This window comes from Rhodobacter maritimus (assembly GCF_058747975.1).
In genome coordinates, this window is the sequence record NZ_CM179095.1 from 27,018 (window position 1) to 40,764 (window position 13,747).

13 protein-coding genes are annotated in these 13,747 nt (G+C 68.4%); 4 read left to right on the forward strand and 9 right to left on the reverse strand.

The features are described from left to right. Positions 1–90: 90 nt before the first annotated feature. Complete coding sequence (gene map, locus AC4PTO_RS00120) at positions 91–831, reverse strand: type I methionyl aminopeptidase (protein ID WP_492733685.1); 741 nt, start codon at positions 829–831, stop codon at positions 91–93. A 184-nt stretch (positions 832–1,015) separates the two neighbouring features. Between map and AC4PTO_RS00125 the strand changes: the two genes are divergently transcribed. The 3 genes from AC4PTO_RS00125 to AC4PTO_RS00135 are packed head-to-tail and all read left to right on the forward strand — an operon-like array spanning position 1,016 to position 3,430. After that, positions 1,016–1,744, forward strand: a complete 729-nt coding sequence (locus AC4PTO_RS00125) for a competence/damage-inducible protein A (protein WP_492730747.1) — start codon at positions 1,016–1,018, stop codon at positions 1,742–1,744. Positions 1,745–1,751: 7 nt separating this feature from the next. Continuing rightward, positions 1,752–2,477, forward strand: a complete 726-nt coding sequence (locus AC4PTO_RS00130; protein ID WP_492730749.1) for a GNAT family N-acetyltransferase — start codon at positions 1,752–1,754, stop codon at positions 2,475–2,477. After that, the gene (locus tag AC4PTO_RS00135; protein WP_492730751.1) at positions 2,474–3,430 is read left to right on the forward strand and encodes an OmpA family protein; all 957 of its coding nucleotides are present in this window, start codon (positions 2,474–2,476) and stop codon (positions 3,428–3,430) included. Before AC4PTO_RS00130 ends, AC4PTO_RS00135 begins: the two co-directional genes overlap by 4 nt. Positions 3,431–3,436: 6 nt before the next feature. On the opposite strand, the gene AC4PTO_RS00140 is transcribed toward AC4PTO_RS00135, so the two are convergent. Further along, positions 3,437–4,342, reverse strand: a complete 906-nt coding sequence (locus AC4PTO_RS00140; protein ID WP_492730753.1) for a LysR family transcriptional regulator — start codon at positions 4,340–4,342, stop codon at positions 3,437–3,439. A 214-nt stretch (positions 4,343–4,556) separates the two neighbouring features. On the opposite strand from AC4PTO_RS00140, the gene AC4PTO_RS00145 reads away from it, so the two are divergent. Then, on the forward strand, positions 4,557–6,575 hold the full coding sequence (locus AC4PTO_RS00145) for an oxidoreductase (RefSeq protein WP_492730755.1): 2,019 nt from the start codon (positions 4,557–4,559) through the stop codon (positions 6,573–6,575). 11 nt (positions 6,576–6,586) lie between these two features. Here AC4PTO_RS00145 and AC4PTO_RS00150 read toward each other — a convergent pair whose 3' ends face one another. From AC4PTO_RS00150 to AC4PTO_RS00180, 7 genes are all read right to left on the reverse strand, one after another. Further along, the gene (locus tag AC4PTO_RS00150; protein ID WP_492730757.1) at positions 6,587–6,943 is read right to left on the reverse strand and encodes a hypothetical protein; all 357 of its coding nucleotides are present in this window, start codon (positions 6,941–6,943) and stop codon (positions 6,587–6,589) included. 15 nt (positions 6,944–6,958) lie between these two features. Further along, positions 6,959–7,732: a DUF6478 family protein gene (locus tag AC4PTO_RS00155; protein WP_492730759.1), complete on the reverse strand. Its 774-nt coding sequence runs from the start codon at positions 7,730–7,732 to the stop codon at positions 6,959–6,961. A gap of 41 nt (positions 7,733–7,773) precedes the next feature. Further along, the gene (locus AC4PTO_RS00160) at positions 7,774–8,472 is read right to left on the reverse strand and encodes a hypothetical protein (protein WP_492730761.1); all 699 of its coding nucleotides are present in this window, start codon (positions 8,470–8,472) and stop codon (positions 7,774–7,776) included. Continuing rightward, a complete protein-coding gene (gene ilvD, locus AC4PTO_RS00165; RefSeq protein WP_492730763.1) occupies positions 8,453–10,186 on the reverse strand; it encodes a dihydroxy-acid dehydratase in 1,734 nt (577 codons plus the stop codon). The genes AC4PTO_RS00160 and ilvD overlap by 20 nt, the downstream gene beginning before the upstream one ends. 73 nt (positions 10,187–10,259) lie before the next feature. Then, positions 10,260–10,895 carry an ATP-binding cassette domain-containing protein gene (locus AC4PTO_RS00170; RefSeq protein ID WP_492730767.1) on the reverse strand — a complete coding sequence of 212 codons (636 nt, stop codon included), beginning with the start codon at positions 10,893–10,895 and terminating at the stop codon, positions 10,260–10,262. Further along, positions 10,892–12,559 (reverse strand): ABC transporter permease, encoded by a 1,668-nt coding sequence (locus AC4PTO_RS00175; protein ID WP_492730772.1) that lies wholly within the window; start codon positions 12,557–12,559, stop codon positions 10,892–10,894. The genes AC4PTO_RS00170 and AC4PTO_RS00175 overlap by 4 nt, the downstream gene beginning before the upstream one ends. After that, positions 12,559–13,746, reverse strand: a complete 1,188-nt coding sequence (locus tag AC4PTO_RS00180; protein WP_492730774.1) for an ABC transporter substrate-binding protein — start codon at positions 13,744–13,746, stop codon at positions 12,559–12,561. The genes AC4PTO_RS00175 and AC4PTO_RS00180 overlap by 1 nt, the downstream gene beginning before the upstream one ends. Position 13,747: the final 1 nt, after the last annotated feature.

Genomic DNA, 13,747 nt, shown 5'->3' on the forward strand with positions numbered 1-13,747 from the left:
GTCGGGTCCGCCCCCGTTTTCCTGCGGGGGATGCGGGGGGTCCGATAGGGATACCCCGATCCCGCCCGTCCTGTCAGGCCTTTTCGCGCCCTAGCCCCAGGTCGGGTGGAACCGCCCCGCGGGGCTGGGCGTGAAGATCTCGCAGCCATCGGCGGTGACGCCCACGGAATGCTCGAACTGGGCCGAAAGGGACTTGTCGCGCGTGACCGCGGTCCAGTCATCGGCGAGCACCTTGGTTTCCGGACGGCCAAGGTTCACCATCGGCTCGATGGTGAAGAACATGCCCTCTTCCAGAACGGGGCCCGAACCCGCGCGGCCATAATGCAGAACGTTCGGCGGCGCATGGAACACGCGGCCAAGGCCGTGGCCGCAGAAATCGCGCACCACGCTCATGCGGTGGCCTTCGACGAATTGCTGGATCGCGTGGCCGATATCGCCGAAGGTATTGCCCGGGCGCACCATCTCGATCCCGCGCATCAGCGCGTCATGCGTGACCTGGATCAGCCGCTCGGCCTTGCGCGACAGGTTGCCCGCCACATACATGCGCGAGGTATCGCCGAACCAGCCGTCAAGGATCACCGTCACGTCGATATTCAGGATGTCGCCGTCCCTCAGCACCTTCGCGCCCGGAATGCCGTGGCAGACCACATGGTTCACGCTGATGCAGGACGCATGCTGATAGCCGCGATAGCCGATGGTGGCCGATGTCGCGCCCAGTTCCCCGACCCGGTTGCGGATGAAATCGTCCAGCACGGCCGTGGTGACGCCGGGTTCCACCAGCGGCGCAACCTCGTCAAGGATCCGCGCGGCCAGATGGCCCGCGGCCTGCATGCCCTCGAAATCTGCCGCATCGTGGATGCGGATGCCGTCTTTGGTCAGGCGGCCACGGTTGTCGTCCACGGTCAATCTCCTGCGCTTGCGGGCCCTAGATAGTCACAAATCGCCGCCTTGGCCAGTGCCGGGCTTTTCGTGCCCTGCCGCAGGCAATATAGGGGATGTGTAACAGGAGACTGCCATGCCCAACCCCACCGCCGCGATCCTCATCATCGGAGATGAGATCCTGACCGGCCGCACGCGCGAGGGAAATGCCCATTACCTTGCCGGGGAACTGGCGAAAGCCGGCATAGACCTGCGGGAAGTCCGCATCGTCGGCGACGTGCATGCAACCATCGTGGCGGCGGTCAGGGAATTGTCGGGGGGGCATGACCATCTGTTCACCTCGGGGGGGATCGGGCCCACGCATGACGATATTACCGCCGATGCCGTGGCCGAGGCTTTCGGCGCCGAGATCGGCGTGCGCGAAGATGCCCGCGCGATCCTTGCCGCGCACTACGCCGCCCGCAACACCGAGTTCAACGCGGCGCGCCTGCGCATGGCCCGCATCCCCGAGGGCGCGCGGCTGATCGAGAACCCGGTATCCGCCGCGCCGGGGTTCTCCATCGGCAACTGTCATGTGATGGCCGGAGTTCCCGGCATCTTTCAGGCCATGGTCGCCTCGGTCCTGCCCGGCCTGAGTGGCGGGCTGCCGCTGGTCAGCGCAAGCTGGCGCGTGATGGTGCCCGAGGCGTCCCTTGCCGCGGAACTGGGGCAGATCGCCGGGGCCATGCCGGATCTTTCGCTGGGCTCCTATCCCTTCGTGGCCGATGGCGCCTATGGCACCAACCTCGTGGTGCGCGGAACCGATCCTGCCCGCGTGGCCGAGGGGCTGGCCCGGCTGCGCGCCGCTTTTCCGGAAGGAGACTGATCGCATCATGTCCGAACATGCCCCGATCTTCGAGGTGATCGACACGACCTGGCCCGCCGCGCGGCATGAGATGGCGGGGGGGTTCAAGGTGCGCTTCGGCGCGGGCGGTGGCAGCCGCGCCAGTTGCGCCAGCCTTGAGGTGCCGCTCGACGCCGCCGATATCGCCGCGGCCGAGGCCGCCCACCGCACGGCCGGGCAGGTGCCGAAATTCATGGTCCGCCCCGGAGAACAGGCGCTGGACGATGCGCTGCACCGGCGGGGCTACAGCCTGTTCGATCCGGTCACGATCTATGCCGCGCCGGTCGACCGGATCGCGGATGCCGTGCCCCCCGTGACGGCCTTCATGCATTGGCCACCGCTTCAGATCGTGCGCGACCTCTGGTCCGAGCTGGGCATCGGCCCCGCGCGCCAGGCCGTGATGGAGCGCGCGGCAGAGCCCCGGTCCGCGGTGCTGGGCCGCATGGGGGACAGGGCGGCGGGGGCCATGTTCGCCGCCATCCACGGCGACACGGCCATGCTGCACGCGCTTGTCATCCTGCCGGAGATGCGCCGCAAGGGGCTTGCCCGTGTAATGATCGTCGAGGCCGCGCAATGGGCGGCCGCGCAGGGTGCTGCGCGCATCGCCCTTGTTGTCACGCAGGCCAACCAGGCCGCAAACCCGCTTTACCGCAGCATGGGGTTTGAGGCGATCGGCGCCTATCATTATCGTCTGGCGCCCGGAGAGACCTCTTGATCCGCGGGCTTTTGCTGGCGCTTGCGCTATGCGCCGGGGGGGCGCAGGCTGCGCGTGCCTTCACGCCCGATCTGCCCGCCAATGCCGAACAGACCGCCGCCACCTCGAGCACAGGTGCGGCCTACCGGCTGCCGGTCGGCCCGTGGACCGCTTCGGATTTCGCGCGGCAGATGCTTGAGGGCGCGCGCACCGACCGCGCCTGGCGCCTTCCGGCCAACAGCCAGAGCCCGACGCAGATCCTTGTGCAACTGCGCGCGCAGATCGCCGCCGCGGGCTACGAGATCCTTTTCGAATGCGAGACCGATGCCTGTGGCGGGTTCGATTTCCGCTATGAGGCCGAGTTTCTGCCCGAGCCCGCGATGCATGTCGACCTGGGCGATTTCCGCTTTCTTTCGGCGCAGAAGGGGCAGGACTACCTGGCGCTGATGGTCAGCCGCTCGTCCGAATCGGGTTTCGTGCAACTGACGGAAGTGTCGGCAGGCCTGATGGCCCCCCCCGCGCCCACCGCGCCCGCGCCGGACGACCTGACCGCCGCGCCGGTGGCCGTGGGCGGCGGGGATCTGACGGCGGAACTGCTGGCACAGGGTCACGTCGCGCTCGACGATCTGACCTTCGAAAGCGGCGCGGATACGCTGGGCGGTGCGGAATTTGCCTCGCTCAGGGATCTGGCGGCCTTCCTGCACGCTACGCCGCAGGCGCGGGTCACGCTGGTCGGGCACACCGATCTGGAAGGCGGGCTGGCGGGCAATGTCGCGCTGTCGAAACGCCGCGCCGAGGCGGTGCGCAGGCGCCTGATCGAGGCGCATGGCATCGCGCCCGCGCAGATCGGGGCCGAGGGGGCGGGCTGGCTTGCCCCGCGCGCGTCGAACCTTACGCCCGAGGGGCGGATGCGCAACCGCAGGGTCGAGGTGATCCTGACCGCCGCACCCCAGGCCGAAGCCGGGGCGGAATAGGGCCGCTTACCAGTTGTCCGGGCCCTTGTCGGCGAAGGTTTCGGCCAGAAAGTCGATGAAGGCGCGAACCTTGGGCTGCGTGAAGCGACCCGGCGGATAGACTGCATAGATCCCCAGCGTTTCCATCGGCAGATCGGGGATCGCCTCTTCCACGAGGCCCTGTTTCATTGCATCGGCGTAAAGGAACGAGGGCAGATAGGCGATGCCCAGCCCCGCGATCGCCGCATGCAGCAGCGACTGGCCGTCATTCACCGTCAGCCATCCCGCCGAGCGGACCTGGCGCCGCTCGCCCGAGGGGGCGGTCAGCTTCCAGACATTGCCGTTCGACTGGTTCGAGTAATGCAGCAGCTTGTGCTCGTTCAGGTCGTCGATCTTCATCGGATGGCCGAAGCGCTGGAAATACGACGGAGAGGCAATCATCCGGCGCGAGGTTTCCGTCAGCTTGCGCGCGCGCAGGGTGCTGTCCTCAAGCTCTCCGACGCGGATGGCCATGTCGAACCCTTCTGAGATCAGTTCGACATAGCGGTTGTTGAGCACCATGTTGACCGTGATTTCGGGATATTCCTGCAGGAAATCGCCCAGCACCGGAGATAGCAGGTTGACGCCGAAATCCGTCGCCACCGAGATCCGCAAAAGCCCCGACGGCGCGCTTTGCATCGAGGTGACAAGCGCGTCGGCCTCGCCCGCGTCGTTCAGGACGCGCCGCGCCCGGTCATAATAGGCCAGGCCGATCTCGGTCGGCGAAACCCGCCGCGTGGTGCGGTTCAGAAGGCGCGCGCCCAGACGTGCCTCAAGCGCGGAGACATGCTTGGACACGGCGGATTTGGAAATCCCCATCTTCTTGGCAGCATCGGTGAAGCCGCCTTGATCCACGACCGTGGCGAAGGCCTCCATCTCTGTCAGGCGATCCATTGTAAGACCTTTGTCAACATTTAAGCAGCTTCCCAAGGTATCGGCGGCAAATCAGGCGCAATTGGGGCCGGGGCCGGACAATACCGGGGAATTCGCAGGCCTTGTCCCGAATGAGGCAACAGCCCGGCACCCGCCGCCAAAGGGGAATGACGCGGCGTTCGGCGTGACACGGCCCGGCCCGCGCGCCACATTGCCACCAGCCAGGGAGGATCGAATGCACCCTTATCCCCATATGTTGTCGCCTCTTGCCTTGGGGCATGTCACGCTGAAGAACCGGGTTCTGATGGGCTCCATGCATACCAACCTGGAAGAGACGGGGGACTGGAACCGGGTGGCCGAGTTCTATGCCGCGCGGGCACGGGGGGGCGTGGCGCTGATGGTCACCGGGGGTATGGCGCCCAACCGCGAGGGCGGGGTGTTTCCCGGCGCGGCGGGCCTGTTCAGCGATGCGGACATGGCAAACCACCGTCTTGTCACCGACCGCGTGCACAAGGCGGGCGGGCTGATCGCCATGCAGATCCTGCATGCGGGGCGCTATGCCTACGGGCCCGATTGCGTTTCGGCCTCGGCGGTCAAATCCCCGATTTCGCCTTTCGTTCCGAAGGAGCTGGACGAAGAGGGGATCGAAAAGCAGATCACCGATATCGTCACCGCCGCCACGCGCGCCCGCGACGCAGGCTATGACGGGGTCGAGGTGATGGGCTCGGAGGGGTATTTCCTCAACCAGTTCCTCGTGCGCCATGTCAACAAGCGCACCGACCGCTGGGGCGGCGCCTATGAAAACCGCATGCGCCTGCCGGTCGAGGTGGTGCGCCGCGTGCGCGCGGCCGTGGGGCCGGATTTCATCGTGATCTACCGCATCTCGCTGATCGACCTTGTTCCCGACGGATCGAGCTGGGACGAGGTGGTCACGCTGGCCCGCGCGATCGAGGCGGCGGGGGCGAGCCTGCTCAATACCGGGATCGGCTGGCACGAGGCGCGCGTGCCCACCATCGCCACTTCCGTGCCGCGCGCGGCCTTCGCCTGGCTGACGGCGCGGCTGCGCCCCGAGGTGGGTATTCCGGTCATCACCTCGAACCGGATCAACACGCCCGACCTGGCCGAGGAGATCCTGGCGCGGGGGCAGGCGGATATGGTCTCGATGGCGCGGCCGTTCCTTGCGGACCCGGATTTCGTGGCAAAGGCCGCATCGGGCCGCGCGGACGAGATCGCGCCCTGCATCGCCTGCAACCAGGCCTGCCTTGACCACACATTCCAGGGCAAGATTTCAAGCTGCCTTGTCAATCCGCGCGCGGGCTTCGAGACCGAACTGGAGATCGTGCCCGCCGCCGCCCCGCGCAGCGTTGCCGTCGTGGGGGCCGGCCCCGCCGGCATGAGCGCCGCGATCACCGCCGCGATGCGCGGCCACCGGGTCACGCTGTTCGACCGCGCCGCGCAGATCGGCGGGCAGCTGACCATGGCGCGGGTCATTCCCGGCAAGGAAGAGTTCCACGGCCTGACGGACTGGTTCGCCACCATGCTGGAGCGCAGCGGCGTCACGCTGCGTCTGGGCGAAACGGCCGATGTCGCGCAGCTTGACGGGTTCGACGAGGTGATCGTCGCCACCGGTGTTGCGCCGCGCGATCCCGCGATTCCGGCAAGCGGCGGGCAGGTCGTGTCCTATATCGACATCCTGACCGGGGCGGTTACTGCCGGGCCGCGCGTGGCGGTCATCGGTGCGGGCGGCATCGGTTTCGACGTGGCCGAATTCCTGACCCAGTCCGGCGAAAGCCCGACCCTGCATCCCGCGGAATGGAGGCGCGAATGGGGCGTGGGCGATCCCGCGCAGACGCCGGGCGGCCTGACCCCGCCGCAGCCCGAGGCGCCGGCACGGCAGGTGACGCTTTTGCAGCGAAAGCCCGGCAAGCCCGGAAAGACGCTTGGCAAGACCACCGGCTGGATCCATCGCGCGGCCCTTGCGGCGAAGGGCGTGAAGATGATCAGCGGGGTGAATTACGAATGCATCACCGCCGAGGGCCTGCATGTCAGCTTCGGCGAGGCGCGTGAAAACCCGACCCTGATCGAGGCCGATACCGTGGTGATCTGCGCGGGCCAGCTGTCCGAGCGCGGGCTGGCCGACCGGCTGATCGCCGCGGGGCGCAAGCCGCATGTGATCGGCGGCGCCGATGTCGCCGGAGAGCTGGATGCGAAACGCGCCATCAACCAGGGAACGCGGGTGGCCGCCGCGCTTTAGGCCCCGTGCGCTCAGGCGCCGGTTTCGACGCAATGGCGCCGGAAGGCGCGCTTGAGCATGTCAAGCTCGGCGCGCAGAAGGTCGACCTCGGCGCGGATGTCATCCTCCAGCGGCACGCCGGTGACGATGGTGAACTGGCCCACACGCGTGCCGCTTCCCTTTTGCGCGACAAGGAAGGTCTGCACGCCGTCGCTCAGCAATTCCGCCGGGATCGGCAGTGACAGCCGCCAGCGGTTGCCCTGCTGCGGCTCGACCGTCAGGCCGGGCAGTGGGCTTTCCAGATGCGAAACCTCGATCTCGGGCCTCGTATCGGCAAGGATCACGGCCTCCCAGTTCCCGGCCCGGATGCGTGACATATGCAGCTTCATCGTGGCTTCCTTCGCTCAGAGTTCGGCGCGGGGACGGCGTGAGAAGGTCAGATCGCGCAGCACGATCTGGTTCATCTGCGGGCCTTCGAAGATCAGGTCGACCCAGGCCTTTTCCACCCGCTTTTCGTTCATCCGGGTATAGGCAAGGTCGAATTCGACCCAGCTTTCGCCCATGCCCTGGGGCAGTTCGCGCACCACCTGCTCGGTATTGGGGCCGTGCTTGATGTTCAGCCGGCAAAAGATCTCGAGCGGTTTTTCAAGCTCGACCGTCATATCAAGCCGCACCAGATGGCTTTTGCGCAGCCCGCTGAGCGCGGAATCGGGCAGATCCAGCACCAGCGACAGGAAAGAGCCGTCGAAGCGGAACACGTCAAGGCGCAGCCCGAAGGGGGCAAGGTCTTCGGCGCGGGTATTGCGGATCTGGCGAAGGGTCAGCTCGGATACCTTGCAATCGTGAAACAGGGTCGCTTCCTGGCCCAGCCGGGCGCGGCTTTCGGCGGCGGCGATGCCCGCGGGTGCGATCGGGCCGCGCCACAGTTCGGGCCGCCATGCCCAGTCGGTTCCAAGCGGGCGCGGGATGCTGTCCGCGCCGATCACCGGCAGGGTCAGGCGCGCATCGGCGACATGCAGGACGCGGTTCAACTCGCGCCGGATCTGCCGGGCGTCGCTGCGCAGCTGGCGCAACTCGGCCAGATCGAGGCCGTGCGCCGCGCGCGCCGCCCGCGACCAGCGTGACAGCGCACGCCTGAGCGCAAGGCGGTCCAGAAAGGAATTCGGGGTCTTCGGCATCTTTACCTGTTCGTCCGGCGCCTGATCGGTCCGGGCAACAGTTAGCGCGGAACGGCGGGTTTCGCAAAGCCCCCTGTGGGCGCATGCCGCACCTGGTTCAGTGCGCGGATCTGTGCGGCGAATTGCCGAAGGATCTGCGCCTGCGTTTCCGGATCGGTCGGCCGGTCCTTCAGCGGCAGCACCGCGATGGACAGGATCCGCCCGTTCACGGCGGTGATCGCACGCCAATAGGCTTCGGCCACGGCCGCACCGCCCATCGGGGCGCTGTCGCTCAGGTGCAGCAAAAGCAACTCTTCCTCCTGGCGGATGTCCAGCACCTCCACCGTGTCGGCATGGCCGTCGCGGCTGAGCGCCGCCCGCCCGGCATCCGAGCGGAAGAACTCGGTCATTTGCGGGTAGCTTTCGGACAATGCGCCGACCTCGGCCCCGGCGCTGACCGCGGCGGTCAGCACGACGGGATGGGCCGGGACCGGGTCCGACGCATTGCCCGAGAGCGCCGCGCAATTGCCAAACAGCACGAAGGCAGAGGCGCCGTCGTCGCGCAGCGTGCTTTGATCCACGCAAAATCCCTGCGGCGCGCCAAGGGTCAGCGCGCGCCCGGCCACCGCCACGGTGCGCGGCGCGGCGGGGTTCAGGCCAAGCCCCGCAGGCATCACGCAGGCCGACAAAAGCCCCGAAAGAACCAGTGCCGCTGCCGCGGCTCGTGCGCCGCTGCGTGCGCTATTGATCCATGTAGACATGTGTTTCCGCCTTCGCCCCGGGATGCGTGACCGCGCCGAAGCGCGTGGGTCCGGCCAGGCGCGCATATTTCCACAGCGCGCCCGAGCCGTAATTCGTGGGCCGCGGGCCGGGCCAGTCGGCCTTGCGCGCGGCAAGTTCGTCTTGCGACAGGGCCACCGAAATCTCGCCCCGGATCGCGTCGATGGTGATCATGTCGCCATTGCGCAGCAGGGCGATCGGCCCGCCATGCGCCGCCTCGGGTCCGACATGGCCGACGCAAAAGCCGCGCGTCGCCCCGGAAAACCGGCCATCGGTGATCAGCGCGATCTTCTTGCCCATGCCCTGACCCGACAGGGCGGCGGTGGTGGCCAGCATCTCGCGCATGCCGGGGCCGCCCGAGGGGCCTTCGTTGCGGATCACGATCACCTCGCCCTCCTTGTAGTCGCGCCGCTGGACGGCGGCGAAGGCCTCTTCCTCGCTTTCGAAGACGCGCGCGGGGCCGGTGAAGACCTGTGCCTCGGGCGCGATGCCCGCAACTTTCACGATTGCGCCTTCGGGGGCAAGGTTTCCTTTCAGCCCGACCACGCCGCCCGTCGCGCTGATCGGCGTTTCAACGGGATGGATCACGCGGCCATCGGCCTTGCGCGTGATCTGGTCCAGCTCTTCGCCAAGGCTGCGCCCCGAGACGGTGATGCAGTCCTCGTGGATCAGGCCGGCCTTGCGCAATTCCTTCAGCACCACGGGCACGCCGCCTGCCTCGTGCAGGTCCTTTGCGACATACTCGCCGCCCGGGCGCAGGTTCACGAAATAGGGCGTGTCGCGGAAGATGTCGCAGACATCGAAGAGGTCGAAGTCGATCCCGGCCTCATGCGCGATGGCGGGCAGGTGCAGCCCCGCATTGGTCGACCCGCCGGTGCAGGCCACGATGCGGGCGGCGTTTTCCAGCGATTTCCGCGTCACGATATCGCGCGCGCGGATGTTCCTTTCGATCAGCTCCATCACCGCCTGCCCCGAGGCATCGCCATACTGGTCGCGGCTTTCGTAAGGCGCGGGCATGCCCGAACTGTTGAGCAGCGCCAGCCCCATCGCCTCGGAGACGCAGGCCATGGTATTGGCGGTATACTGCCCGCCGCAGGCCCCCGCCGAGGGGCAGGCGACACGTTCCAGCACCGCAAGTTCGGCATCGCTCAGCCGTCCGGCCTGATGCTGGCCCACGGCCTCAAACACGTCCTGCACCACGACATCGCGGCCGTCGAGCTTGCCCGGCAGGATCGAGCCGCCATAGATGAACACGCTGGGCACGTTCAGCCGCACCATGGCCATCATCATCCCCGGTAGGGACTTGTCGCAGCCCGCAAGGCCCACCAGCGCGTCATAGCAATGCCCGCGCATCGTCAGTTCGACCGTATCGGCAATGGCATCGCGCGACGCGAGGCTGGAGCGCATCCCCTCATGCCCCATGGCGATGCCGTCGGTGACGGTGATGGTGGTGAATTCGCGCGGCGTGCCGCCGCCTTTCTTGACGCCCATCTTCACCGCCTGCGCCTGCCGGTTCAGCGCGATGTTGCAGGGCGCGGCCTCGTTCCAGCAGGTCGCCACGCCGACCCAGGGCTGGTGGATCTCTTCCTCGGAAATGCCCATCGCGTAGAAATAGGAACGGTGCGGCGCGCGCGCGGGGCCCTCGGTGACATGGCGGCTGGGAAGGCGGGACTTGTCGAAGCGGTGCTGGGTCATGCGGGGCCTTTCGGGGTTGCGGATCGGTCCGGACGCGGCAGGGGCGGCCAGACTGCCATAATTCCGCCCCCTGTCAAAGCGTGACGACCGGTCCCTGCGCCGCGCGGGCATCCTCTGCGTCATGCGTGACCAGCAGGGCGGGGATGTTTTCGCGCCGGACATGCTCGAAGACGAAGCCGCGGATTTCGGCGCGCAGCGCGGCATCGAGCCTGGCGAAAGGCTCGTCGAGCAACAGCGCGCGGGGCCGGGCCAGCAGCGCGCGCATCAGCGCCACGCGCGTGCGCTGCCCGCCCGAAAGGGTGGCCGGGTCACGGGCGGCAAATCCCGCAAGCCCCGCCCGCTCCAGCGCCTGTTCGACCGCTGCGCGCCGTGCCGCCTTGCCCCGCAGGTCCGGGCCCAGGCCGAAGGCAAGATTGTCGCCCACCGACAGGTGCGGAAAAAGATGCGCGTCCTGAAACAGCATGCCCACGCGGCGCTGCTCGGCCGGAAGGGGCAGAAGATCGATGCCGTCCAGCGTGACGCCGCCCGTCGTGACGAAACCGCGCGGCAGGTGGCCACCGATAAAGTCCAGAAGGCTGGATTTTCCGATGCCCGAGGCCCCCATCACCGTGCTGACCGCCCCCGGCGCCACGGTCAGGTCGAGCGGCGCAAAAAGCGGCTGCGTGCCCCCCGGCGGAACAAGCGTGACATGCGACAGGATCAGGCTCATCGGGTAAGTTCTCCGGCAAGGGCGCGGCGGTTGCGGTGCAGGGCGCCCGGCACCGCGATGGCCAGCATGAATGCCGCCAGCGGCAGGATCGCCTGAAGCACGGCATAGACCCCCACGACCCTGCGGTCGGCGCTGGAGGAAAGCGCCACGGCCTCGGTCGTCAGCGTGGCGATGCGCCCCGCGCCCATGAACAGCGTGGGCACATATTGCGCGACAGAAACCGAAAAGCCGATCGCTGCGGCGGTCAGGATCGGGCGCAGCAGGACCGGAAGCTTGACCGCCAGAAGCCGCCGCCATGGTCCCGCGCCAAGCGCCGCGGCCGAACGGATCAGCCCCGGTTCCAGCGCGCGCCAGGGGCCCGACAGCGCCAGCAGCATGTAGGGAAAGACGAAAATGAGATGCGCCCAGATCACGGTGCCGCGGCCCGGCGGAAGGCCCAGATGCAGGAAGGCGATGTTGAGGCCCTGGAGAAAGCCGATCTGCGGGATCAGAAGCGGCGCCGCGACCAGCGCGGTCAGCGGCAGGCGCCGTCCGGCGCGGTCTTCGGCCTCAAGCCAGGCGATGGCCAGCAGGGCGCCAAGCGCCACGACCGCCGCCCCGATCCAGAGCGTTTCCAGCGTGGCGGCGCCCCAGCCCCGCCCCGTCCAGTGCCGCAGCGACCATGTCTCGGGCAGCGCTGCGGGAAAGGGCCAACGCCAGGCCAGCGACCAGAGCATCAGCACCAGAAGCGATCCGCCCGCCAGCCCCGCGCCAAGTGCGCCCGCCAGCCGCACCGCCCCTTGCGGCAGGACCCCGCCGCGCCGTCCGCGCCGCAGCTCGGCCCGGCCGATGCGGGCAAGGGCGCGTTCGGCCAGGTGCCACAGCCCGATCCCGCAGGCGACGATGCCAAGCTGCATCACCGCCGCCGCCGAGGCCGGCAGCGCCATCGCCGGATCGGGGGCCATGTAGCCGCGCAGGATCCAGACCGACAGCGTGGGCGGGTTGGAAGGCCCCAGGATCAGCGCCATGTCCACGACCGAAAGGGAAAACGCCAGCACCACATAGACCGGCAGCCGGATCAGCGGGTAAAGCTGCGGCACGATCACCCGCACCCAGACCGAGGCCGGGGAATGGCCAAGCGCCCGCCCCGCCGCCATATGCGCCGCCACCGGCACGCGCGACAGCGCGGCAAGGGTGATCAGCATGAGAAACGGCACCTCCTTCAGCGCAAGGCCGAGGATCAGCGCCAGCCCCGCCGGATCGCCCGTCGTGGCAAAGGCGGGCGGGGTGGTCCAGCCCGTGGCCCATGGGCTGATCAGCCGCACGATCCAGCCCGAGGGCGCGATCAGGAAGGCCAGCCCGATGGCAAGCGCGGCATGCGGCACCGCCAGCAGCGGCGCGATCAGGCGCATCCGGCGCCCGCCATCGTGCGCCAGCCCCTGTGCAAGCGCAAGCGCCAGGCCAAGCGACAGCGCGGTTGCGCCCAGGCCCGTCCACAGCGTCAGCCGCAGGCCGGTCGCAAAGCCGGGGGCGGCGAATGCGGCGGCCCAGGGGGCGGTGCCCAGCCCGGCCTGCCCGATCGCGGGCATCCAGCCGAACCCTGCCAGAAGCGTGAAACCCAGCCCCGCCACGATCGGCCCGCCGATCCCGAGCGCAACCGCAAGGCCGACCAGCCGCCCCGCCATCACGGCGTGTAGCGTGCAGCCCAGTCCCCGGTCAGGCGGGTCATCCAGCTGGGATGCGGTTCCGGCAGGGTGGGGCCCAGATCGTCCAGCGCGGGCAGGGCGGGGGCGGTGGGCAGGGCCGCGAAGGCCGCCCGTGCCGCCTCGTCCAGCCGTGCCGGATCAAGCACCGGGAAAGAACCGAGCACCGTGATATCCTGCATGCGCGCCTGCGTGGCGGGGTCCAGCAGGAAATCGGCCACCACCATCGCCCCTTCCCGATGCGCCGCGTTATAGGGAATGGCCACGAAAGAGACATTCCCGATCGTGCCGCCCCCGGGCACGAAGACGCGCGCGCTTTCGGGCAGAAGCCCCTGTTCGATCAGGGCGGCGGGGGCGGCGGGATCGAAGAACATGGCGATGTCGATCTCGGCATCGTTGAGCATCTGCGCCTGCACGGATTCGTTCTCGGGGAAGGCGGTGCCTTCGCGCCACATATGCGGGCGCAGCGCGTCATACCATTGCCAGAGCACGTCCGCGGCAACGGCATAGCTTTCCTCGGTCACCGGGGCCTGAAGCGCGGCGGGATCGGGGGCCAGTTCGACCAGCGCCTGCTTGAGGAAGGTGGCCCCCATGAAGTTCGAGGGATGCGGATGCGTCATCCGGCCCGGATGCGCGGCGGCCCAGTCGACGAAACCGGCCATGCTTGCGGGCGGGGTGACGCGGGCACTGTCATGGGCGAAGACGAATTTCGCAAGCCTCCAGGGCGCCTCCAGCCCCTCGACCGGAACGGTGAAATCCAGCGCGGCCGGGGCGCCGGGCGACAGATCGACGAAGCGGGCATTGGGCAGGTCGGCCACGAAGGGGCCATGCAGCAGCCCCGCCTCTTTCATCGCAAGAAAGTTCGGGCCGTTGATCCAGATCAGGTCGACCGCGCCGCCCTCGTCCCGGCCGGCGGCCTTTTCGGCGATGACGCGGCTGAGTGCCTCGGCGGTGTCGGTCAGCTTCACCTGCTCGACCGTCACGCCGTAGCGCTCCTGCACCTGCTGGCCGACCCAGGCGATGAAATCGTTCGTGCGCGGATCCCCGCCCCAGGCGTTCCAGTAGACGGTCTGCCCGCGCGCGGCCGCCAGCACCCCGGACCAGTCGGCAAGGGCGGGGGTGCTGGCGGCAGAGGCGGCGCAGGCAAGGGCGGCAAGCATCAGGCGCATG